The organism is Enterococcus sp. AZ062, assembly GCF_051715065.1.
GTDB classification, from domain to species: domain Bacteria; phylum Bacillota; class Bacilli; order Lactobacillales; family Enterococcaceae; genus Enterococcus_B; species Enterococcus_B mundtii.
The window spans coordinates 1,206,029-1,229,609 of the sequence record NZ_JBIOTB010000001.1; the positions used below are offsets into that span (position 1 = coordinate 1,206,029).

Consider the following 23,581-nt stretch of genomic DNA (forward strand, 5'->3'; position numbering starts at 1 on the left):
GATGGAAACCTGCTTGTTGAATGGATGTCTCTCTTTCTATTTTTTGAACATGAGGTGGAATCAATATGATAAACTGAAGAAAAGAGTTGAAAGTGAGGAGCTAGATGATCGAAAAGAAACCAAAAGGACGAGACGGTGTAGTGATCCAAGAAGAGCAGGTGATTCGTCCTAAGAAAGTCTGGTCGGAGGAGGTCCAAAAATTTTTAAGTTACCTAAGGAACCAAGGTATAACTTATGTGCCAGAACCACTAGGCTATGATGAGAAAGGAAATGAAGTGGTATCTTATCTCGCAGGTGAGGTCTATGATTATCCTTTGCCCCCTCAATTGTTGACGGACAGTGCCATTTGTTCAGCAGGTCGATTGTTAAGAGACTTCCACGACCAGAATCAAGGATACCTTACTTCTTTAAGTGGCACAGAACCGTGGATGCTACATTCATTCGGAGAGCATGAGGTAATGTGTCACAATGATTTTGCGCCATACAACGTGACAACGGAAAATGGTCTAGCCATTGGTATCATTGATTTTGACACGATCACACCAGGACCAAGAATCTGGGATGTAAGTTATGCCGCCTATCGCTGGGTACCTTTAGCGGCAAATCAAGGAGATCCGATCACGGATGAAACGTGTCATCGTTTAAAAAAATTTGTTGAAGCATACAGACTAAATGAGTCTGCGTATCCAGATTTGATCCCCACGATGATCAGACGACTTTCTTATATGATAGATTTCATCACTGACGAAGCAAGTCGCGGAGAAACAAATTTTCAAGCAAATATTCAAGAGGGCCATCTAAAAAAATACGAGCAAGATAGTCAATGGTTGCTCGATAATGAGAAAAAGATTCTTAGAAAGTTGCAAAATGAAGAAACTTGAGAATAAGCCGTTTGATTTTTAGTTTTTTTCTTGTATACTCCTAGAAGTGTAGTTCATTCAAGTACTGTATAAGTAAAAGAGCAAATTTTTAGATTTTAAGTTTTAGAGGAGGAAACACCAATGACTATTCAATGGTTCCCAGGACATATGGCGAAGGCCAGACGTGAAGTTTCAGAAAAGATGAAATATGTTGATATCGTCTTTGAGTTAGTTGATGCACGACTACCTTTGTCTTCACGTAATCCAATGTTAGATCAAATCATCCAACAAAAACCAAGACTTGTTTTATTAAATAAAGCTGATCTAGCTGATCCGCAACAAACGAAATTATGGCAACAATACTTTAGAAATCAAGGACATCAAGCCCTAGCAATCACCGCTCAAGAAAGTAAAGGAATCAAAGCGTTGATCCCTGCGGCAAAAGAAGCACTGAAAGAAAAACGAGAAAGAGACGCAGCTCGTGGCATCAAACCTCGAGCAATCCGCGCGATGGTCCTAGGAATTCCTAATGTAGGGAAATCGACATTGATGAATCGTTTAGTGGGCAAAAAAATTGCACAGACAGGGAATAAGCCTGGGGTAACGAAAGGACAACAATGGCTTCGTTTAGGAAGTGAATTAGAACTATTAGATACACCTGGTATTTTATGGCCTAAGTTTGAAGATGAAGAAATCGGTAAAAAACTAGCCTTGACTGGTGCAATCAAAGACCAATTGGTACACCTTGATGATCTAGCAATTTACGGCTTAGATTTCTTTGCCCGTTACTACCCTAATAAAATCAGCGAACGTTATGGATTATCAATAGAAGAAGAGCAACAAGTTGCACCTGAGTTATTGATGACGATCACGGAACGGAGAGGGTATCGACAAGATTATGACCGTGGGAGCGAGGTAGTTGTTTTTGATATCCGCCAAGGGAAACTAGGTCGCTATACTTTAGATCGTTGTGAAGAAATGGAAGAGACTACTCATGAGTGAATCGATCCAGAGTATCAAAGAAAAACTGAAACAAATCACAACGCTTGATGATCCGATAGTCACACAACTAAGATTAGACACAAGAAAAGGTGTCCAACAAGCATTAGGCTCTTTTGAAAAACGCTTAGCAAAGGAAGCTTTGCTTCGTGAAAAATATGAGACGATGTCCTTCTACGAAAATGAAGGATATGCTCAAGGACATGAAATGATTGCAGGGATCGACGAGGTAGGAAGAGGTCCCTTGGCTGGCCCTGTAGTATCCGCAGCTGTTATTTTACCTAAAGGTGTAGAGATTTACGGATTGAACGATTCCAAGCAATTATCTGAAAAAAAACGTGAAGAACTGTATGAACAGATTCAAGAAAAAGCCCTCTCCATCGGGATTGGTGTGATCGATGAGCAGACGATCGATCGTGTCAATATTTACGAAGCAAGTAAATTAGCGATGTGTGAAGCTGTTAAAGAATTGACACCAGAGCCTACGTATTTATTGATCGATGCGATGACTTTAGATCTGCCGATTGCACAAAATAAACTGATCAAAGGAGATGCTCGTTCAATTTCGATTGCTGCTGCCAGTATCATTGCAAAAGTCTATCGTGACCGTTTGATGAAAGAATACGAGTTACAATATCCTGGCTATGGTTTTGCCAAGAATGCAGGTTATGGAACAAAGGAACACCTCTTAGGATTAGCACAACATGGCATCACGCCAATCCATCGTAAAAGTTTTGCACCAGTCAAACAATATTTATCATAAGTGATGCGCCACTTTTCACGTATCTTATAAAAAAGATTAGAAAAGGTGGCGCTTTATGGTTATATACAATGAATTTATTACAAAGTTGGCATTGGTCAAAGGACTGAGCGGAGAGCAAAAATGGCGTGTGATCCGTCATCTATTGAGTGAAAAGAAAGAATGGTTGTCGGTTGATGATATGTTGACAGTTTCGCACTTCAATCGCTCTAGAGCAAGTTTTTATGACTATTGGAGCCAGATCAACTATACTTGGCGGAATAGAATAGGAGAGAATCCATACATAACTTTTCTTGATCCAATCTACCCTTCACAATTGCTTCATTTGGCAAATCCCCCGATCTTATTATTTTATCGAGGTGATCTTTCGCTGATGAAACGAAAAATGATCGCTGTCGTTGGTGGTAGACAAACATCTGGTTATGCGAGAAAAATCGTAGAGCGAGTGATCACTCCTGTGATTGACCAAGACTATATAGTTGTTAGTGGCTGTGCGAAAGGCGTAGACACTTATGCGCATCAAGTAGCGATCCGCTGTTCAGGCAGAACGATTGCAGTGATCGGTACGGGGATCAATCATAGTTATCCGAAAGAAAATCAGCAGTTGCAACGAGGGATTGCTAGAGATCATCTTTTATTAAGTGAGTTTTTACCAGATGTTGGTCCACAAAAATTTCATTTTCCTATGAGAAATCGTCTGATTGCCGCTTTATCAAGTGGAATCTGTGTGATTGAAGCAAAAGCAAAAAGCGGCTCATTGATCACAGCAGAGCAAGGCTTAGAGATTGGACGTCCGATTTTTTCTGTCCCTGGGAATATTTTGACAGGTCAATCCACTGGTTGTCACCAATTGATCCAAGATGGAGCGATATGTACCTTTTCAGGACAAGATATCCTTAATGAATTGGAATCATAACGATTGATTTATTATTGCTTTCCTTGACAAACGATTTCTGAATGGATATGATAAGCTACGATTTGTAAAAGTCCTTGTAACATATATATAGTAGGAACCCGAAAATGGAAAGGAGTCCATTCAGGAATGGCATATAAATATTTAGTGATCGTAGAATCACCTGCAAAAGCCAAGACGATTGAAAAATATCTTGGCCGTAATTATAAAGTAATGGCTAGTGTAGGACATATTCGTGACTTACCTAAAAGTAAGATGGGGATCGATTTTGAAAATAATTATGAACCGCATTATATCTCGATTCGAGGAAAAGGCGACGTCATCAAAAGTCTAAAAGCAGCGGCAAAAAAAGCGCAAAAAGTTTACCTCGCAAGTGACCCGGATAGAGAAGGGGAAGCAATTGCTTGGCATTTGGCTTATTTGTTAGGCTTGGATCTAAATGATAAGAATCGTGTTGTCTTCAATGAAATCACCAAGGATGCAGTCAAGGCAGCATTTAAAGAGCCACGTACGATCGATGTGGATCTTGTCGATGCGCAACAAGCACGTCGAACGCTTGACCGTATCGTTGGTTATTCGATTAGTCCGATCTTATGGCGTAAAGTAAAAAAAGGCTTGAGTGCTGGTCGAGTCCAATCGATCGCATTGAAAATCATCATTGAACGCGAAAAAGAGATCCGTGATTTTACTCCGGAAGAGTATTGGAGTATTGACGGAAACTTTAAGAAAGAACGTAAGAAGTTCAAAGCAAATTTTTGGGGAGTCGATGGCAAAAAGAAAAAATTGTCTGATGCCGAAACTGTCAAAGAAGTGACTGACCGGATCACTGGTAAAGAGTTTGCCGTGACAAAAGTCGAAAAGAAAGAACGCAAGCGAAATCCTGCGAACCCATTCACGACAAGTAGTTTGCAACAAGAAGCCGCTCGTAAATTGAATTTCAGAACACGTAAAACCATGATGGTGGCGCAACAGTTGTATGAAGGAATCTCACTTGGCAAACAAGGCACGATCGGATTGATCACGTATATGCGTACCGATTCTACACGGATCGCCGATACTGCTAAAGCCGAAGTCGCAATGTTCATCGAAGAAACATACGGAAAAGAATTCTCCAGTCATTCGGAACGTAAAGCAACGAACTCTAAAGGGGCACAAGATGCCCATGAAGCGGTACGTCCAACCAGTGCATTACGTACACCAGATGAGTTGAAACAATACTTGGATAAAGACCAATTGAAATTATATACGTTGATTTGGTCACGATTTGTTGCAAGTCAAATGACACCAGCTGTATTGGATACGATGAAAGTCACGTTGGAACAAAATGATGTAAGATTCATTGCGAATGGCTCAAAAATCAAATTCAAAGGGTTCATGCAAGTGTATGTTGAAGGCCGGGACGATGGGAAAGAAGACAAAGAAAACATTTTGCCAGAGTTAGCAGAAGGCGATACGGTGCAATCTGTCGATATCGAACCGAAACAACATTTCACACAACCGCCTGCACGTTATAGTGAAGCGACGTTGATCCGTGCATTGGAAGAAAATGGGGTAGGTCGTCCCTCGACTTATGCGCCAACGTTAGATACGATCCAACGACGATATTATGTGAAGTTGACACAAAAACGTTTTGAACCAACCGAATTAGGTGAGATCGTCAATTCGTTGATCTGTGAGTTTTTCCCACAAATCGTAGATATCCATTTTACAGCTGAAATGGAAGATGACTTAGACAAAGTCGAAGAAGGGAAAGAAGAATGGATCGAAGTCGTCGATCGTTTTTATAAACCATTTGAAAAAGAATTATCGAATGCCGAAGAAAAAATCGAGAAAATCCAGATCAAAGATGAACCAGCTGGTTTTGATTGTGATTTGTGTGGGCATCCGATGGTGATAAAATTAGGGAAGTATGGTAAATTCTATGCATGTAGTAATTTTCCAGATTGCCGAAACACCAAACCAATCGTCAAGGAAATCGGCGTCACTTGTCCCGTGTGTCATGAAGGACAAGTCATCGAACGTAAATCTAAGAAAAATCGTCTATTCTATGGCTGCTCTCGTTTCCCTGAATGTGAATTCACCTCTTGGGAAAAACCAATCGGCAGAAATTGCCCGAAATGTGACCATTACCTGGTCGAGAAAAAAGTCAAAGGCGGCAAACAAGTGGTTTGTACGAATGGCGATTACGAAGAAGATGTTCAAAAATAAAGAAATGAGAAGAGGTTTTTAGTTGAAAATCGTCAATGTAGTAGGTGCAGGTCTAGCTGGAAGCGAAGCAGCATGGCAAATCGCTCAAGCGGGTGTACCTGTAAAGTTATATGAAATGAGACCAGTTAAGAAGACAGAAGCGCATCATACAGATAATTTCGCTGAATTAGTCTGTTCCAATTCTCTAAGAGGGAATAGTCTGGCGAACGCAGTTGGATTATTGAAAGAAGAAATGCGTCGCTTAGATTCAGTGATCATCCATTCAGCAGATGAAACAGCTGTACCTGCAGGCGGTGCCTTAGCAGTTGACCGCGATTCATTTTCTGAAACCATCACTCGTAAGGTCAAAGAGCATCCTTTAGTTACAGTGGTGAATGAAGAAATCACTGAAATACCAGAAGGAATCACGGTGATAGCTACAGGACCTCTGACTTCTCATCCTTTAGCAGAAAGCATCAAAGCATTCAATGGCTCAGACGGTTTCTATTTCTACGATGCTGCGGCACCGATCGTCGACAAATCAACGATCGATATGGACAAGGTGTATTTAAAATCACGTTATGACAAAGGCGAGGCAGCTTACTTAAACTGTCCGATGACCGAAGAAGAATTTAAAGCTTTCCATGAAGCCTTAGTCAATGCGGAAGTCGCTGAATTAAAATCTTTTGAAAAAGAAAAATATTTTGAAGGTTGTATGCCAATCGAAGTAATGGCGCAACGTGGCTTTAAGACAATGCTATTTGGGCCAATGAAACCAGTCGGCCTAGAAGACCCTAAAACTGGAAAAAGACCTTATGCAGTCATCCAATTAAGACAAGATAATGCAGCCGCTTCTCTTTATAATATCGTTGGTTTCCAGACGCATTTAAAATGGGGCGAACAAAAGCGCGTGTTCCGCATGATCCCAGGATTAGAAAATGCAGAATTTGTCCGCTATGGTGTGATGCATCGCAACAGTTTCATGAATTCACCAGAACTCTTGAAGCCGACTTATCAATCGACCAAACGCGAAGATCTATTTTTTGCAGGACAAATGACGGGTGTAGAGGGCTATGTTGAAAGCGCGGCAAGTGGCTTGCTTGCAGGGATCAACGCTGCTCGCTTAGCGAAAGAATTGGAACCTGTGACGTTGCCACAAGAAACAGCAATGGGAAGTATGGCTTACTACATCACACATGCGGAAGGCAAACATTTCCAACCAATGAATGCAAACTACGGATTATTCCCAGAATTACCTGAACGAATCCGTGATAAAAAATCTCGTTATGAAGCAATTGCACAACGTGCCTTAGCAGCCAATGAAAAAGTGAAGCAAGAAGTCTTGAATAAAGAATTTGCTTCTCGTTAAATGGATGTTATGTAATAAGTCGAAGTGTCTCAGGATGGTGATTGCCATTTTTGAGTACTTCGGCTTATTTCTCGGTTATTGACTGAACTCACGCCAATTTATATAATAACTATGGTTTTTTTAACGTTGGTTCTGGTCAGCTTATCCCTTAATTGTCAAGCAAACGAATTGAATTGTGAACAAACTTAGAAATATTAGTTAAATTCTGACAATTTGTTTGTTTTTTCTCTGGGGCTATGCTAAATTTATTTTGGGATCTAAAGGTAGGTGTAAAAAGAATGAAGCCAACTTTACAAGAAGATTTTTTGCGTTATTTAATCATAGAGCGCGGGTATTCAGAAAAAACCAAATCTGCCTACGAAGAAGATATCAATGATTTTCAGCGATTCTTGGCGGAATCGGGGGAATCTGATCTACTGAAAGTCAGCTATTTGGATGTACGAGTTTATCTAAGCTATCTATCTGATAAGTCATACAGTCGAAATTCGGTGAGTCGGAAAATTGCGAGTTTACGCTCATTTTATCAATACCTTCTTCGTGAAGAAAAAATCGCTGAAAATCCATTTTCGTATGTTCATTTGAAGAAAAAAAATGTTAAACTTCCTCGTTTTTTTTATGAGAATGAGATGCAAAGCTTATTCGAAAGTGTGACAGGGGATAGTCCTTTAGCACTAAGAGATCGGGCATTATTAGAAGTACTTTATGGATCAGGTATCCGTTTGAGTGAATGTAGCCAATTGACGATGTCTGCCATCGATTTAGGCTCAGAGGTGATGTTGATCCATGGAAAAGGAAACAAAGAACGCTATGCGCCGTTGGGTTCATTTGCGCAAGATGCTTTGCAAGAGTATTTTGCCAAAGGGCGCAGCGTCTTAATGACGAAATACCATAAGTCACATGACTATGTCTTCGTGAATCATCATGGAGAACCGATCACACCTACTGGAATCGAATATGTATTAAATCAAATCATAAAAAAGAGTAGTTTGGATAGTGATATCCATCCTCACATGTTACGTCATACTTTTGCGACGCACTTATTGAATAATGGTGCCGATATGCGTACAGTGCAAGAACTTTTAGGTCATGCAAATTTATCAACGACTCAAATCTATGCGCATGTCACAAAAGAAAGCTTACAAAAAAATTATCGCTCTTTCCATCCACGAGCGTGATCACATTATTAGGAGGAAATATCTATGGTAGAATCACAGTTTCATTCAACAACCATTTGTGCAGTTGAAAAAAATGGGAAATTCGCGATGGCAGGTGATGGCCAAGTAACGATGGGCGAATCTGTCGTGATGAAGGGCAGTGCGAGAAAAGTACGTCGCATTTACAACGATGAAGTAGTCGTTGGCTTTGCAGGGAGCGTTGCTGACGCTTTTACTTTAGAAGAAAAATTTGAAGGTAAGCTAAATGAATACAACGGAAATCTCCAACGAGCAGCCGTTGAATTAGCCCAAGAATGGCGTACACAACAGTCGATGCAAAAGCTAGAAGCGATGTTGATCGTGATGAATGACAAAGAAATGTTACTCGTTTCTGGTACAGGTGAAGTGATTACACCGGATGATGGGATCTTAGCCATTGGTTCTGGTGGAAACTTTGCGTTAGCTGCCGCACGAGCAATGAAAAACTATGCACAAAATGAGATGAGTGCAAAAGAGATTGCTGAAAATGCGTTGAATATTGCAGCAGACATCTGCGTCTTTACAAATCACAACATTATTGTAGAAGAATTATAGAGGTGAATGACATGTATGAATTAAAACAAACACCAAAACAAATCGTCAGTGAATTAGATCAATATATCATTGGCCAACAAGCAGCAAAAAAATCAGTGGCAGTTGCCCTTAGAAATCGTTATCGACGTCTTCAATTGGATGAAAAGATGCAACAAGATATCACACCTAAAAATATGTTGATGATCGGGCCAACTGGGGTCGGTAAAACAGAGATCGCTCGTCGTTTGGCAAAAATCGTCAACGCACCTTTTGTTAAGGTTGAAGCAACGAAGTTTACTGAAGTTGGTTACGTGGGACGTGACGTGGAATCGATGGTTCGTGATCTTGTCGAAAATGCAATCCAGATCGTTGAAAAAGATCAGTATCTTCGTGTTCGCCCGCAAGCCAAGAAAAATGCGGAAAAACAATTAGTGAAGATCCTTGTACCAGGTATCAAAAAAGAACAAAAACAATCAAACAACCAGTTTGAGCAAATGATGAATATGTTTAATGCTTCGCAACAACCAGCAGAAACACAAGAAGAAGTAACGGAAGAGATTCGAGTGAATCGTCGCACGGTGTTAGAGCAATTGCAAAAAGGCTTGCTTGACAACCGAGAAGTGACGATCGAAGTTCAAGATCAAAAGAAACCAGCACCGATGATGAACAATGGACTTGAACAAATGGGGATCGATTTGAACGAAACACTTGGTGCGTTGACGCCAAAGAAAAAAATCGAACGAACAGTGACAGTCAAAGAAGCGTTAGAATTATTGATCAAAGAAGAATCGGCAAAATTAGTCAATGATGCGGATATCCACAGTGAGGCAATCAAATTAGCCGAATCAAGCGGCATCATTTTTATTGATGAAATCGATAAAATCACTTCTAAATCGCAACAATCTGGGGAAGTATCAAGAGAAGGTGTCCAAAGAGATATCTTGCCGATCGTTGAAGGTTCACAAGTCAATACAAAATACGGTACCTTACAAACAGACCACATTTTATTTATCGCTTCAGGAGCGTTCCATTTATCAAAACCAAGCGATTTGATTCCTGAATTACAAGGACGTTTCCCAATCCGTGTCGAGTTAGATGACCTAACTGCTGAAGACTTTGTTAAGATCTTGACTGAACCAAACAATGCGTTAGTCAAACAATATATTGCATTGATTGGTACTGAAAATGTGACTGTCACGTTTACTAAAGAAGCAATCGAACGTATTGCACAAATTGCTTATGATGTGAATCGTGATACCGATAATATCGGGGCAAGACGCTTACACACAATATTAGAGAAATTGTTGGAAGACTTGTTATTCGAAGCGCCAGAAATGCAAATGGGAGAAATTACCATTACAGAAGCCTATGTCAATGATAAATTAGGATCAATTGCGGCAAATGAAGATCTAAGTCGCTATATATTATAAAATCGGAGGAAAAAAATGACGGATTTGTTGACGAACACTCGAAAGATAAACAAATTATTACAACAAAAAAATACGTTTGATATGCAGGCGGATTTACCTTACGATAAAATGGCGGTCACTTTAGGTGCTGTTTTAGACAGCAATACGTATATCATTGGCAGTGAAGGGGTTTTACTTGGTTATAATGAACGGCACGATGTGAACAATGATCGTGTGAAAACAATGTTTGTGCAAAAACAATTTCCTGATGCCTACACAGAAACAGTCGATATGATCACGAAAACAGAATCCAATATCCCAATCACAAGCGATATGACGGCATTTCCATTTGAAAGTCGTGAAAAATATCCTTTTGGATTGACGACAGTTGTGCCGATCTTTGGCGCAGGTGAACGCTTAGGGACGATCATTTTAGCAAGAATGGAACAAGCCTTTAACGATGAAGACCTTGTTTTAGCAGAATACGGCGCAACAGTAGTAGGGATGCAGATCCTTTATCAAAAATCACGAGATATCGAAGCGGACGTTCGTAGTACGACCGCTGTCCAAATGGCGATCAATACGTTATCATACAGTGAATTAAAAGCAGTTCAAGCCATTTTTGATGCTTTAGAAGGTAATGAAGGCCGATTGACTGCCTCAAATATTGCGGACAAGATCGGTATTACTCGTTCGGTCATCGTAAATGCCTTACGTAAACTTGAATCAGCTGGAATCATTGAATCCCGCTCTCTGGGAATGAAAGGCACGTATTTAAAAGTATTGAATGCTCGTTTTAAAGATGAGCTGACGAAGCATAGTTATTAAAAGGAAGATTTTTCAGAGGCTTGCTACTCGAAGAAGTGAATGTCTGAGAAAAGATGGAGGATGACGATGACTGTTATTATTCAAAATGATCAGCTGATTGCTGAAATTTCCGAACATGGAGCAGAATTGATCAGTTTGAAATCAAAAGAACATGATCTAGAATATATTTGGCAAGGCGATCCTAAGTATTGGGGAAGACATGCCCCCGTTCTTTTCCCTATTGTTGGACGTTTGAAAAACGATCAATATGTGTACCAAGGAAAAACGTATTCAATGGGTCAACATGGTTTTGCTCGTGATATGGATTTTGAAGTGGTGGAGCACGAACAAGAACGTGCGAAGTTTGTCCTAAAAAGTACCCCTGAAACAAAAGAGAATTATCCGTTTGATTTTGAATTGGTACTTGTTTATGAATTAGGGGGAGACGGGATCACTGTTCATTATCAAGTTGAAAATATTGGGGAAGAAGAGATGTATTTCTCGATTGGCGGTCATCCAGCATTCAATGTGCCATTAGAAGAAGGTTTAACTTTTGAAGACTTTTATTTGGCTTTCTCTCCTAGAAAATCACGTTTGCGTTTACCATTAGCTGGACCGTTCATCGACATGGAACAAAAAACGATTGGACAAACGAATACCAACCTTGCGTTATTTCGGGAGCTGTTTGACCAAGATGCGTTAGTATTTGAAACAAGAGGTTTGAATGCTTACAGTATCCGTAGTGAAAAGTCTAGTCACAGTGTCACCCTCAGTTACAAAGATATGCCTTACGTTGGGATATGGTCGCCATATCCTAAAGAAGCACCATTTGTTTGTATTGAGCCGTGGTTTGGAATCGCAGATACTGTTGATAGTAATGGGCAGTTGAACGAAAAGGCAGGAATCAATCAATTAGGCGCTCACGAATTATTCAAGACGAAATATTCGATCACTGTCAAGTAAACACAAGTCGATTACATGTGTTTTCTTGATCTAGTTCGATGAAACAAACATGCCTTCTGAACAAATGAACGAATTGTTGAGCAATCGATCAGTCATTTGTTTAGAAGGCATTGTTTTTTATCATTCATCAAAAAGATTATTTCTTTTTGCTACTATTCAAACCGAATGGGATTCGGCTTTCTGTTTTATTTTTGATGCGCTTAATATTGTCTTTATGACGGTAAAAAATAAAAGCGGAGACACCACAAGCAATCAACGTCAAAAGTAAATTTGGTTCTGGTAAGATCGCTGGTGCAATGTATGGTAAGAAGATGGTGGATAAAGTGATCAAGACCGCACTGATCATGCTCGTTAAGCTTACCATGCTCGTGCAGTATAAACTGATCACGAAAATTGCTGATGAATAAAGAAAGAACAGTGGATTGAAGCCTAATAACATACCGGCACTTGTCGCCACTGCTTTGCCACCTTTGAACTTAGCAAAGATCGGAAATGTATGTCCTAAGATCGCACAGACACCAAACCATAGCGGATTGACAGAAGAGACATGGAAAATGACGGGTAAGGCAGTAGCTAATGTTCCCTTTAAGATGTCCATGAATAATACCACTGTTCCAGCGGTTTTACCTAAAACACGAAATGTATTGGTCGTTCCCATATTTCCACTACCGTGTTCGCGGATGTCTTTTTTAAAAAAGATTTTACCAACCCATACTCCAGATGGAATGGAACCCAAAAGATATGCTACAATAAACAATAAGATTATTTTCATTTTTTAACCTCTTTCAAGTTGAAACTAATGTATATTTTAGCATGAAAGAATGCTTCAAACAATCGAAAAAATCGAACGATCGAAAGGAGTCATCCACATGTCATTTAAAAATCCAGAACAAGCGAATATCTTTCGCTATCTTCAAGAAGCAAAAACGATCGCGGTCGTTGGTTTAAGTAATAAACCCGAACGGACAAGTTATCAGATCGCACAATTACTACAAGAACATGGCTATCGTATCATTCCAGTCAATCCGGTATTAGCAGGGGAAGAAGTATTGGGCGAAACCGTTGTCGCACAGTTGACAGATATCAATGAACCTATCGATATCGTGGATATTTTCCGCCGTAGTGAGTTTTTACCAGAAGTAGCAGTAGATTTCCTGAAAACAGATGCGAAAGTCTTCTGGGCACAGTTAGGCATTGAAAATGAAGAGGCTACTGAAATGCTCCAAGCAGCTGGAAGAAATGATATCGTCATGGATCGCTGCATCAAGATCGAATTAGCAAAAATGGAACAATAAACAACAGGAGTAACAGAAGCACATATCCTGATACTCAGTGCCACTTTTACTGGTAAATAGGTTAGCTGGGTGATGAAAAAATGTTTTGACCTGTTATCAAAAAAAGAGTAATTGATCGTTACCATGGGCATGCAGAGAGAGAAGAATGAAAAAAGGGGGAGAGTTGGTTGTTTCTTGTAATTCTGACCTTCCCTCTTTTTTTTTGAGGACTTTTCTAGTATGATAAGCGTGGTGCGGTTATATCGCAAGTATTATTGAAGGAGCGTTTGCCTTGGCAAAAAAAATTAAAAATGAATACAATGATGCCTCGATCCAAGTTCTTGAAGGATTAGAAGCAGTAAGAAAACGACCAGGGATGTATATCGGGTCGACTGATAGCCGAGGCTTGCATCATTTAGTCTATGAAATCGTTGATAATGCCGTAGATGAAGCTTTATCAGGCTACGGAAATGAAATCGCTGTGACGATCCACGAGGATAACAGTGTGACTGTTACGGATAGTGGACGTGGTATGCCTGTAGGTATGCATGCTTCAGGGATTCCAACGGTCGAAGTTATTTTCACTGTGCTACATGCCGGTGGTAAATTTGGTCAAGGAGGATATAAAACTTCTGGTGGACTTCATGGTGTAGGTGCCAGTGTCGTCAATGCTTTATCTAAATGGCTGACAGTGACGATCGTCCGAGATGGTATCGAATACCAACAAACATTCAAACAAGGTGGAAAACCAGACGGAACGTTGAAAAAAATTGGCAAAACGAAGAAAGCCAATGGGACGTCTGTTCATTTCTTACCAGATGATAGTATTTTCTCAACCACGAAATTTTCCTATGATACGTTATCTGAACGTTTAAGAGAGTCTGCATTTCTGTTAAAAGGTGTGAAAATCACTTTGACAGATCTAAGAGGTGACGAAACAGTTCAAGAAGTCTTTCATTACGAAGAAGGAATCAAAGAATTCGTTGCGTATTTAAATGAAGAAAAAGATACGTTGACGCCAGTAGTCTATTTCTCTGGTGAAAAAGAAGGAATCGAAGTAGAAGTTGCCTATCAGTATAACGATGGCTATTCTGAAAATGTCCTATCGTTTGTTAACAACGTGCGAACAAAAGATGGTGGGACGCATGAAGTCGGCATGAAAACAGCAATGACCAAAGCCTATAATGAATATGCTCGTAAAGTAGGCTTGTTGAAAGAACGAGACAAGAACCTAGAAGGTAGTGACTTCCGTGAAGGACTTGCGACAGTCTTGTCGATCCGGGTACCTGAACATTTGCTACAATTTGAAGGACAGACAAAAGAAAAACTGGGTACACCGATTGCTCGTTCCGTCGTTGATAATGTCATGAGCGAACAAATGGGCTTCTACTTGCAAGAAAACAGTGAGATGAGCCAAATGCTGATTCGTAAAGCAATCAAAGCGAGAGAAGCACGGGAAGCCGCTCGTAAAGCCAGAGAAGAAAGCCGTAACGGGAAAAAACGTAAAAAGGGCGAATCATTACTTTCTGGAAAATTGACACCTGCACAATCGAGAAACCCTAAGAAAAATGAATTGTATCTTGTCGAAGGAGATTCAGCCGGTGGATCAGCTAAACAAGGGAGAGATCGGAAATTCCAAGCGATATTGCCACTTCGAGGAAAAGTCATCAATACCGAAAAAGCAAAAATGCAAGATATCTTAAAAAATGAAGAAATCAATACGATGATCTATACGATCGGTGCCGGCGTTGGCCCTGAATTTTCACTGGAAGATTGTAACTATGACAAGATCATCATCATGACCGATGCGGATACCGATGGTGCTCATATCCAAGTCTTATTGTTGACATTTTTCTATCGCTACATGAAACCATTGATCGAAGCAGGAAAAGTTTACATTGCTTTACCGCCTCTATATAAAGTGTCCAAAGGCCAAGGAAAAAAACAAGTAGTCGAGTACGCTTGGACCGATGACGAATTAGCTGCAGTCATTAAGACTGTCGGTAAAGGCTATATGTTGCAACGGTACAAAGGTCTTGGGGAGATGAATGCGGAGCAGTTATGGGAAACGACGATGGACCCAACCTCTCGGACCTTGATCCGGGTGAGGATCGATGATGCTGCGCAAGCAGAGCGACGCGTAACCACCTTGATGGGGGATAAAGTCGAACCACGTCGTAAATGGATTGAAAATCATGTCCAATTCAGCTTAGAAGAAGAACGTAGTATTCTAGACAAAAAAGAAGAAACTGAGACTTCCGCGTCTGTTTCTAATGACCTATTAGAAGAAGAACGCGCAGAAGAAAACAAAAATGAACAATCAGTAGAGGTAGAATAGGAGGTCACCTAATGGAAGAACGTCAAGAAATCCAAGAATTAACGTTAGAAGAAGTGATGGGTGACCGCTTCGGACGTTACTCGAAATATATTATTCAAGAACGTGCTTTGCCGGATATCCGTGATGGTCTGAAACCCGTTCAACGTCGTATTTTATTTGCGATGAATAAAGACGGCAATACGTTTGATAAAGGATTCCGTAAATCAGCAAAATCTGTCGGGAATATCATGGGTAATTATCATCCCCACGGTGACAGCAGTATCTATGATGCAATGGTTCGTATGAGCCAGGATTGGAAACTACGAGAAGTACTCGTAGAAATGCACGGAAACAACGGAAGTATGGACGGAGACCCACCAGCGGCAATGCGTTATACAGAAGCACGCTTATCGAAATTGAGCGGCGAGATGCTTGCTGATATCGAAAAAAATACGGTCGACCTTGTGTGGAACTTTGATGACACTGAAAAAGAGCCGACTGTATTACCAGCGAGATACCCCAATCTATTAGTCAATGGATCAACCGGTATCTCTGCGGGCTATGCTACTGAGATACCAACGCATAATCTCGCAGAAGTCATCGATGGAACGGTCTATATGATCGACCATCCACAAGCCAGCTTAGACAAATTGATGGAATTCATTCCAGGTCCTGACTTTCCAACTGGGGGCATTTTACAAGGAAAAGATGAAATCAAGAAAGCTTATGAAACTGGTCGTGGAAAAGTGATCTTACGCTCGAAAACGGCGATTGAATCCATCAAAGGAAACAAGCAACAAATCGTGATCACTGAGATTCCTTACGAAGTGAACAAAGCGACTCTTGTCAAAAAAATGGATGAGATACGCTTGAACAAGAAAATCGATGGGATAGCAGAAGTTCGTGACGAAAGTGATCGTACGGGTCTACAGATCGTTGTGGAATTGAAAAAAGACGCTAACGCTCAAGGAATCTTGAATTATTTATTCAAGAATACCGAATTACAGATCAACTACAACTTCAATATGGTGGCAATCGATCATATGACCCCTCATCAAGTAGGGTTGAAGGATATTTTAAGTAGTTACATCGAGCACCGCAAACAAGTGATCACCAAACGTAGTCAGTTTGACTTGGAGAAAGCGCAAAGAAGACAACATATCGTTGAAGGGCTGATGAAAGCTCTATCGATTTTAGATGAAGTCATTGCAACGATCCGTGAGAGTAAAGATAAAAAAGATGCGAAGCACAATTTAGTCCAAATGTTCCAATTTACAGAAGAACAAGCTGAAGCCATCGTGACGTTACAGCTTTATCGTTTGACGAATACAGACATTACCGAACTACGCCGTGAATCGCAAGAATTGATTGCTCTGATCACTGAATTAAATAAAATCCTTTCAAACGATAAAGAATTATTTTCTGTCATGAAAAAAGAACTACGTGAAGTCAAGAAGAAATATGCTTCTTCTCGCTTGACGATGATCGAAGATGAAATCGAAGAAATCAAAATCGATACACAAGTATTGGTTGCGCAAGAGGATGTCATTGTCAGTGTCACACGTGAAGGCTATGTGAAACGAACAAGCCTTCGTTCCTATAGTGCATCAAAACCAGAAGAAATCGGTATGCGTGAAGGAGATTATCTTCTATACGCTGGGGAACTGAATACGTTAGATCATTTGTTACTGGTCACCAATAAAGCCAATGTGATCTATCGCCCAGTCCACGAACTACCAGATTTGAAATGGAAAGATGCCGGTGAGCATATCTCACAAACGATAGTGAATCTAGCTGTTGATGAATCCATTTTAGCGGTATTCCCCTATCAGAAAATCGATTCCGAAAAGACATTTGTATTTATCAGTAAAAACGGCTTGATCAAACAGACGCGGATGACAGATTTTGAACCATGGCGTACGTATAAGAGTCGTCCATTGAGTGGCATGAAGCTAAAAGCCAGTGAAGATGAATTAGTGGCTGTCTATCTTGAAAAAGAACAAACAGATCGTGATGTTTTCCTTGTTACGCATCAAGGAATGGGCCTACGCTATCCGTTGACTGAAGTGCCAGTTGTTGGAACGAAGGCTGCAGGTGTCAAATCGATCAATTTGAAAGAAGAAGATTATGTCGTTAATGGTTTACTTGTCTTAGCAGAAGGAGATACGCCTATCGTTATCGTCAGCCAGCGTGGGGCAGTAAAACGAATGCTTGCACAAGAAATCAGTCAGACTTCTCGTGCCAAACGAGGTGTGACTGTATTGCGAGAATTGAAGAAACAACCACATCGAGTGATCTATATGTCAGAGGGCCACGCCAAAACGATGACGTTGATCAATCAAAAAGGACAAGAATTACCAATCGATCCGACGGATTATCCAATTGGTGATCGTACATCCAACGGTTCATTTGTTTTAGATGAGAAAAAAGGCGGAGAAGTCCAAATGGTGATTGATTCTCCAACGATGGATATCAAGGAATAACTGTTATAGTTTTTTATGAAATAGCTGGCAACTGTATTATTACAGTTGCCAGCTATTTTTATTTATTAACATAAAATTAAGACTTGCACAAACAAAATATGAATAGATTCACAATAGATAAATACCTATATATCAACTTTAATAACGACTATTATTTTATATTCGCTTTATTTGTTAACAAAAAAACAAGAAAACCCTTGCATTGGAGGTGACATGTGTTATACTTATCACGTAAAAACTGTTACATAAAACAGAAACGGGAGGTCCATACGATGGAACAATGGAATGGATTTAAAGGAACTAAGTGGAAAGAAGGCGTGGATACACGTGACTTTATCCAAAACAACTATACAGAATACCGCGGTGATGACAGCTTTTTAGAAAAACCCACTGAAGCAACAGAAAATTTGTGGGAAAAATTACAAAAATTAAACGATATCCAATTTGAACGTAATGGTGTATATGACATGGATACAGATGTCGTATCAACAATCACTTCTCACGAAGCAGGATACCTAGACAAAGATTTAGAACAAATCGTCGGTCTACAAACTGAAACTCCTTTGAAACAAGCATTCATGCCATTTGGTGGCATCAACATGGCGAATCATGCGTTAACAAGTAACGGCTATGAGCCAAAAGAAGAGTTAACACACATTTTCACAGACTGGAGAAAAACACATAACCAAGGTGTATTCGATGCTTATACAGCAGAAATGCGTGCTGCACGTAAAAACAAGATCATCACTGGACTTCCTGACGCTTACGGACGTGGCCGCATCATCGGTGACTACCGTCGTATCGCATTGTACGGAATCGACTATTTGATGGCTCAAAAGAAAAAAGACCATGACAATACAGGCTACCATACGATGAGTGAAGAGGTCATCCGTCTTCGTGAAGAAATCTCAGAACAATATCGTGCATTAGCTCAAATGAAAGAAATGGCTGCAAAATATGGGTATGACATTTCAAAACCAGCTGCCAACGCAAAAGAAGCCGTTCAATGGTTATACTTTGGTTATCTAGCAGCAATCAAATCTCAAAATGGTGCAGCTATGTCGATCGGACGTATCTCTGCATTCTTAGACATTTATATCCAACGTGATTTAGACAACGGTGTGATCACTGAAAAAGAAGCACAAGAATTGATCGATCATTTAGTAATGAAATTACGTATGGTGAAATTTGCACGTACGCCTGAATACAACCAATTGTTCTCTGGCTTCCCGATCTGGGCAACCTTATCAATCGCTGGTATGGGCTTAGACGGACGTTCATTAGTCACAAAAAATGATTTCCGTATGTTGCACACATTGACAAATATGGGACCTTCCCCAGAACCAAACTTGACTGTTTTATACTCAGAAAACTTACCAGAAGGCTTCAGAACGTATGCAAGTAAAATTGCGATCGAAAGTTCTTCGATCCAATTTGAAAATGATAACTTGCTTCGTGAACAATGGGGTTCAGACGACTGTGCGATCGCATGTTGTGTATCTGGAACTGTTGTTGGTAAAGATATGCAATTCTTCGGTGCTCGCGCAAACTTAGCTAAAGCTTTGTTATATGCGATCAACGGTGGTGTGGATGAAATGACAGGCGCACAAGTAGGTCCTGAGTATCGTCCGATCACAAGCGACACATTAGACTTTGAAGAAGTAAAACACAACTTCATGAACATCATGGACTGGTTAGCTGAGCTTTATGTCAATACGCTAAACATCATCCACTATATGCACGACAAATATTCTTATGAAGCAGCACAATTAGCAGTCATGGATACTGACTTGAAACGTACATTTGCGACAGGTATCGCAGGTATCTCTCACGCAGCAGATAGCTTGTCTGCAATCAAATATGCACAAGTTAAACCAATCCGTAATGAAGAAGGGATCACAGTTGACTTTGAAGTAACTGGTGACTTCCCTAAATATGGTAATGACGATGATCGTGCCGATGAGATCGCTGAATGGATCTTAGAATACTTCATGGGTCAAATCAAACGTCATAAAACTTACCGTAATTCAACTCCGACAACTTCATTATTAACGATCACATCAAATGTCGTTTACGGAAAAAATACAGGGAATACACCTGACGGACGTGAAGCTGGTAAACCTTTAGCACCTGGTGCAAATCCAAGTTATCAAGCAGAACAAAATGGGTTACTTGCAAGCTTGAACTCAACTGCGAAATTCAACTATGCACACGCTCGTGATGGTATCTCTAATACACAAACAATCAACCCTTCTGGTTTAGGGAAAGATGAAGAAACAAGAATCGACAACTTACGTAACGTCTTAGACGGTTATTTCTCAAGAGGAGCATACCACTTGAACGTCAACGTATTCAGTAATGACTTATTGCGTGATGCAATGGAAAACCCAATGAAATATCCAAACTTAACGATCCGTGTTTCTGGATATGCGGTTAAATTCCGTGACTTGACAAGAGAACAACAATTAGACGTATTAATGAGAACGTCACACGACAGAATGTAAGACAATCAATGCAGTGTAATAAGGAAAGGCAAAAGTTCCGCATGAGCTTTTGTCTTCCTTTTTTACAACTATATGAAAAAAGCATATATCTAGTGTTAGAGGCGAGTAGATAGATCTTTTCTTCACAGCGTGTTGAGAAGTCGCAACATTGTCCGTGGCTCATAACGAAAGAAACTAAAGAAAAGAAGTGATTAAAATGGAAGAACAAACTAAAGGCTATGTCCATTCGATTGAAACATTTGGGTCTGTAGATGGACCAGGCGTTCGCTTTGTCGTCTTCATGCAAGGTTGTCGCATGCGTTGTGAATTTTGCCATAACCCAGACACTTGGAATATTGGTGGAGGAAAAGAATATACCGCGGATGCAATTTTAGACCAAGCAGAACGTTACCGTTCTTATTGGGGTAAACAAGGAGGGATCACGATCAGTGGTGGTGAACCTTTATTGCAGATCGATTTCCTAATCGAATTATTCCAAAAGGCGAAAGAACGTGGCATTCATACAACAATCGACACATGTGGAAAACCATTTAGCCATGATGAGCCTTTCTTTTCTCGTTTTGAAGAGTTGATGAACTATACGGACTTACTGTTATTCGATATCAAACATATCGATAACGAAGCACATAAAAAATTAACTCATTGGGGCAATGAAAATATCTTAGAAATGGCTCAGTATCTTTCAGATATCAAGAAACCTGTCTGGATTCGTCATGTGTTAGTCCCAGAACGTAGTGACTATGATGAGTATTTGATCCGCCTTGATGCATTCATCAAAACTCTTGATAATGTCGATCGTGTGGAAATCCTTCCTTATCATACAATGGGTAAATACAAATGGGAAACGCTTGGTTTGACGTATCCATTAGAAGGAATCGAACCACCGACAAAAGAACGAGTAGAAAATGCAAAACGTCTTCTTCATATCGAAGATTATACAAAGTATTTAACCAGATAGACGCGAACGGAAGGAAGATAAGTATTGCTTCTTTCCGTTTTTTTGCTATTATTGAATAGGAGAAAACAAAAAGGAGCGAGTCAAATGTCAAAAGTTTTAGTTTTTGGTCATCAAAATCCTGATACAGATGCAATTGGAGCAGCGATTGCATTTTCATATTTGCAAAATCAATTAGGAGTAAACGCTGAGCCTGTCGCTTTAGGCACGCCAAGTGAAGAAACACAATTTGCACTAGATTACTTCAAATTAGAGGCGCCTCGAGTGATCACATCGATCAAAGAGGAACAAGCAGATGTCATGCTTGTCGATCATAATGAATTCCAACAAAGCGTGGTAGATATTGCGGAAGCGACGATTTTAGCAGTAGTTGACCATCATCGTATCGCCAACTTTGAAACAGCGAATCCATTGTATTATCGTGCTGAACCAGTGGGATGTACAAGTACGATCATTCTAAAATTATTTAAAGAAAATCAAATTGAGATTCCGAAAGAAATCGCTGGAATCATGTTATCAGCAATCATTTCAGATACATTGTTGTTCAAATCACCAACTTCAACAGAAGCAGATCAATTGGCTGCAAAAGAGCTAGTTGAAATCTCTGGTGTGGACTTAGAAGCGTATGGTTTAGACATGTTGAAAGCAGGTACAAATCTAAGTGATAAACCAGCAGAAGTATTACTTGATCTAGATGCGAAAAGTTTCCCTATGGGTGAAGCAAGTGTTCGTATCGCTCAAGTCAATACAGTTGATCTAAATGAAGTAATGGATCGTCAAGCTGAACTTGAAACTGCCATGCAAACAGAGATTGCGACGAATGGTTATGATCTTTTTGTTCTTGTTGTAACAGACATCTTGAACAGCAACTCAGAATTATTGATTGCTGGCGAAAGAAAAGAACAAGTTGAACAAGCTTTTGGCGTGAAGTTAGAAAACAATCGCGCATTTTTACAAGGGGTCGTTTCACGTAAAAAACAAGTGGTACCTCAATTAACAGAAGTTTTCAATTAGGCAATGAGATTGGAAGAAGGGAGTGGGAGTGTAACCAGTTGACTGGGACCTCCCGCTTTTTTCATTCAAGGTGTCACATAGAAAGCAGGTAAACAGACATGCAATATTTTTATTCTTTAGAGAACAAACGAAAACTAATTGAGCATCCGCTCTTCCAACCAATGATCGACTATTTGATCGAACAAGGCTCACAAGAGGTGATTTTACGCCAACTAAAGAAAGCATTTCCTCAAAAGAAAATGGAACACTTTCTTGATCAAATGATCGATAGTGGATTGATCATCCGAGAAAATCGCCGTTACCGCTGTGCTTTTCCGGTCTATGACCAAGGAGATTTCCAAACAGAGATCAAGCAACTGACTAAAGAATTAATCAATGAATTAATGAAACAACCGGAACACCGCAGAAATCTCTTCTTATCAGAAGAAATTTGGGATTTCTGTCATGAAACAACGTCTCCTTATTTTTATGCAACTACTTTTTCAGTCCCTACGATTGTGCGGTTGGAAGCAGGGAATGAGAACTATCGCTTCAGGACGCTCACCCAAGGAGAAGAAGTGGTATCTTTACCAACGTACTTCCATCTTCAAAAACAGCAAACACCGCTATCGGAGCAATTTCAGGCGCTAGGACAGTTGCTTGGCGATGTGAATGAAACCTATTTTTTTGACCAAATAGAAATAATTATCGAACGGATTTGTGAAAACAAATACAAAAAACGCCGTGAGTCGATTTTTCTAGATGCCTTATTATTAGCGAGGGTTGTTGCTCAGGAAGAGCAGTATCGATTACTCCTGCCTATAACAGAGGATAGGAAAGACGCATTGCTACAAAAATATGAACCTTCAACGGAAACGCCGATGCAAGCCGCCTTTATTAAAGAACAAGCGTTAGTCGAAGTCATGGGGCAATTGGATTTAAAATCTTATTCTTATATCAAGAAAATATGACCTCAACAATTGTCGGGGAACCCACCGACTAAACCGAAAAAAAGTGAGAACAGAAGTAACCTCTTCGAAAAATCAGGCAGCATCCACAAA

Annotated in this window: 19 protein-coding genes; 18 read left to right on the forward strand and 1 reads right to left on the reverse strand. The window is 40.1% G+C overall.

Annotated elements, in window-relative coordinates:
- Nucleotides 1-104 precede the first annotated feature (104 nt).
- The 11 genes from IGJ00_RS05720 (at nt 105) to IGJ00_RS05770 (ending at nt 11,994) form a co-directional block, all read left to right on the forward strand.
- Nucleotides 105-881, forward strand: a complete 777-nt coding sequence (locus tag IGJ00_RS05720) for a phosphotransferase enzyme family protein (RefSeq protein ID WP_161642340.1) — start codon at nt 105-107, stop codon at nt 879-881.
- 120 nt (nt 882-1,001) lie between these two features.
- A complete protein-coding gene (gene ylqF, locus IGJ00_RS05725) occupies nt 1,002-1,862 on the forward strand; it encodes a ribosome biogenesis GTPase YlqF (protein WP_074799739.1) in 861 nt (286 codons plus the stop codon).
- Nucleotides 1,855-2,622, forward strand: coding sequence for a ribonuclease HII (locus IGJ00_RS05730; protein ID WP_074799738.1), 768 nt, complete (start codon nt 1,855-1,857; stop codon nt 2,620-2,622). Before ylqF ends, IGJ00_RS05730 begins: the two co-directional genes overlap by 8 nt.
- A 55-nt stretch (nt 2,623-2,677) precedes the next feature.
- Nucleotides 2,678-3,535 (forward strand): DNA-processing protein DprA, encoded by an 858-nt coding sequence (gene dprA, locus IGJ00_RS05735; protein WP_071866393.1) that lies wholly within the window; start codon nt 2,678-2,680, stop codon nt 3,533-3,535.
- A gap of 126 nt (nt 3,536-3,661) precedes the next feature.
- Nucleotides 3,662-5,740: a type I DNA topoisomerase gene (topA, locus tag IGJ00_RS05740; RefSeq protein ID WP_086334565.1), complete on the forward strand. Its 2,079-nt coding sequence runs from the start codon at nt 3,662-3,664 to the stop codon at nt 5,738-5,740.
- Nucleotides 5,741-5,762: 22 nt separating this feature from the next.
- Nucleotides 5,763-7,088: an FADH(2)-oxidizing methylenetetrahydrofolate--tRNA-(uracil(54)-C(5))-methyltransferase TrmFO gene (gene trmFO, locus IGJ00_RS05745; protein ID WP_023519489.1), complete on the forward strand. Its 1,326-nt coding sequence runs from the start codon at nt 5,763-5,765 to the stop codon at nt 7,086-7,088.
- Nucleotides 7,089-7,366: 278 nt separating this feature from the next.
- Nucleotides 7,367-8,263 (forward strand): tyrosine recombinase XerC, encoded by an 897-nt coding sequence (xerC, locus tag IGJ00_RS05750; protein WP_074799737.1) that lies wholly within the window; start codon nt 7,367-7,369, stop codon nt 8,261-8,263.
- A gap of 24 nt (nt 8,264-8,287) precedes the next feature.
- Nucleotides 8,288-8,836 (forward strand): HslVU peptidase proteolytic subunit, encoded by a 549-nt coding sequence (gene hslV / locus IGJ00_RS05755; protein WP_010735740.1) that lies wholly within the window; start codon nt 8,288-8,290, stop codon nt 8,834-8,836.
- Nucleotides 8,837-8,847: 11 nt separating this feature from the next.
- Nucleotides 8,848-10,245 (forward strand): ATP-dependent protease ATPase subunit HslU, encoded by a 1,398-nt coding sequence (hslU, locus tag IGJ00_RS05760; RefSeq protein WP_010735739.1) that lies wholly within the window; start codon nt 8,848-8,850, stop codon nt 10,243-10,245.
- A 15-nt stretch (nt 10,246-10,260) separates the two neighbouring features.
- Nucleotides 10,261-11,052 (forward strand): GTP-sensing pleiotropic transcriptional regulator CodY, encoded by a 792-nt coding sequence (gene codY, locus IGJ00_RS05765; protein ID WP_010735738.1) that lies wholly within the window; start codon nt 10,261-10,263, stop codon nt 11,050-11,052.
- A gap of 66 nt (nt 11,053-11,118) precedes the next feature.
- Nucleotides 11,119-11,994, forward strand: coding sequence for an aldose 1-epimerase family protein (locus IGJ00_RS05770; protein ID WP_071866394.1), 876 nt, complete (start codon nt 11,119-11,121; stop codon nt 11,992-11,994).
- Between the two features lie 136 nt (nt 11,995-12,130).
- Here the strand turns inward: IGJ00_RS05770 and plsY are convergent, their stop codons facing one another.
- On the reverse strand, nt 12,131-12,766 hold the full coding sequence (gene plsY, locus IGJ00_RS05775; RefSeq protein WP_071866395.1) for a glycerol-3-phosphate 1-O-acyltransferase PlsY: 636 nt from the start codon (nt 12,764-12,766) through the stop codon (nt 12,131-12,133).
- A gap of 97 nt (nt 12,767-12,863) precedes the next feature.
- Here plsY and IGJ00_RS05780 point away from each other — a divergent pair, with 97 nt between their 5' ends.
- The 7 genes from IGJ00_RS05780 (at nt 12,864) to IGJ00_RS05810 (ending at nt 23,491) form a co-directional block, all read left to right on the forward strand.
- Nucleotides 12,864-13,289 (forward strand): CoA-binding protein, encoded by a 426-nt coding sequence (locus IGJ00_RS05780; protein ID WP_086334566.1) that lies wholly within the window; start codon nt 12,864-12,866, stop codon nt 13,287-13,289.
- A gap of 271 nt (nt 13,290-13,560) precedes the next feature.
- Nucleotides 13,561-15,606 (forward strand): DNA topoisomerase IV subunit B, encoded by a 2,046-nt coding sequence (gene parE / locus IGJ00_RS05785; protein WP_023519491.1) that lies wholly within the window; start codon nt 13,561-13,563, stop codon nt 15,604-15,606.
- An 11-nt stretch (nt 15,607-15,617) separates the two neighbouring features.
- Entirely contained in the window at nt 15,618-18,068 is a 2,451-nt protein-coding gene (parC, locus tag IGJ00_RS05790; protein WP_104775644.1) for a DNA topoisomerase IV subunit A, read from the forward strand.
- A 272-nt stretch (nt 18,069-18,340) separates the two neighbouring features.
- Entirely contained in the window at nt 18,341-20,572 is a 2,232-nt protein-coding gene (pflB, locus tag IGJ00_RS05795) for a formate C-acetyltransferase (RefSeq protein WP_071866397.1), read from the forward strand.
- A 196-nt stretch (nt 20,573-20,768) separates the two neighbouring features.
- Nucleotides 20,769-21,530 (forward strand): pyruvate formate-lyase-activating protein, encoded by a 762-nt coding sequence (pflA, locus tag IGJ00_RS05800; protein ID WP_074799734.1) that lies wholly within the window; start codon nt 20,769-20,771, stop codon nt 21,528-21,530.
- An 84-nt stretch (nt 21,531-21,614) separates the two neighbouring features.
- Complete coding sequence (locus IGJ00_RS05805; protein WP_019724232.1) at nt 21,615-22,541, forward strand: manganese-dependent inorganic pyrophosphatase; 927 nt, start codon at nt 21,615-21,617, stop codon at nt 22,539-22,541.
- A gap of 98 nt (nt 22,542-22,639) precedes the next feature.
- Nucleotides 22,640-23,491 carry a DUF1803 domain-containing protein gene (locus tag IGJ00_RS05810; RefSeq protein WP_074799733.1) on the forward strand — a complete coding sequence of 284 codons (852 nt, stop codon included), beginning with the start codon at nt 22,640-22,642 and terminating at the stop codon, nt 23,489-23,491.
- Nucleotides 23,492-23,581: the final 90 nt, after the last annotated feature.

Excerpts from the sequence above, each read along its gene's own strand:
- IGJ00_RS05720 (WP_161642340.1), top strand. The coding sequence starts at position 105 with ATGATCGAAAAGAAACCAAAAGGACGAGACGGTGTAGTGATCCAAGAA.
- hslU (WP_010735739.1), top strand. The coding sequence starts at position 8,848 with ATGTATGAATTAAAACAAACACCAAAACAAATCGTCAGTGAATTAGAT.
- pflA (WP_074799734.1), top strand. The coding sequence starts at position 20,769 with ATGGAAGAACAAACTAAAGGCTATGTCCATTCGATTGAAACATTTGGG.
- IGJ00_RS05810 (WP_074799733.1), top strand. The coding sequence starts at position 22,640 with ATGCAATATTTTTATTCTTTAGAGAACAAACGAAAACTAATTGAGCAT.
- xerC (WP_074799737.1), top strand. The coding sequence starts at position 7,367 with ATGAAGCCAACTTTACAAGAAGATTTTTTGCGTTATTTAATCATAGAG.
- plsY (WP_071866395.1), bottom strand. The coding sequence starts at position 12,766 with ATGAAAATAATCTTATTGTTTATTGTAGCATATCTTTTGGGTTCCATT.
- hslV (WP_010735740.1), top strand. The coding sequence starts at position 8,288 with ATGGTAGAATCACAGTTTCATTCAACAACCATTTGTGCAGTTGAAAAA.
- IGJ00_RS05780 (WP_086334566.1), top strand. The coding sequence starts at position 12,864 with ATGTCATTTAAAAATCCAGAACAAGCGAATATCTTTCGCTATCTTCAA.
- pflB (WP_071866397.1), top strand. The coding sequence starts at position 18,341 with ATGGAACAATGGAATGGATTTAAAGGAACTAAGTGGAAAGAAGGCGTG.
- IGJ00_RS05730 (WP_074799738.1), top strand. The coding sequence starts at position 1,855 with ATGAGTGAATCGATCCAGAGTATCAAAGAAAAACTGAAACAAATCACA.
- dprA (WP_071866393.1), top strand. The coding sequence starts at position 2,678 with ATGGTTATATACAATGAATTTATTACAAAGTTGGCATTGGTCAAAGGA.
- IGJ00_RS05805 (WP_019724232.1), top strand. The coding sequence starts at position 21,615 with ATGTCAAAAGTTTTAGTTTTTGGTCATCAAAATCCTGATACAGATGCA.
- ylqF (WP_074799739.1), top strand. The coding sequence starts at position 1,002 with ATGACTATTCAATGGTTCCCAGGACATATGGCGAAGGCCAGACGTGAA.
- codY (WP_010735738.1), top strand. The coding sequence starts at position 10,261 with ATGACGGATTTGTTGACGAACACTCGAAAGATAAACAAATTATTACAA.
- topA (WP_086334565.1), top strand. The coding sequence starts at position 3,662 with ATGGCATATAAATATTTAGTGATCGTAGAATCACCTGCAAAAGCCAAG.
- parC (WP_104775644.1), top strand. The coding sequence starts at position 15,618 with ATGGAAGAACGTCAAGAAATCCAAGAATTAACGTTAGAAGAAGTGATG.
- IGJ00_RS05770 (WP_071866394.1), top strand. The coding sequence starts at position 11,119 with ATGACTGTTATTATTCAAAATGATCAGCTGATTGCTGAAATTTCCGAA.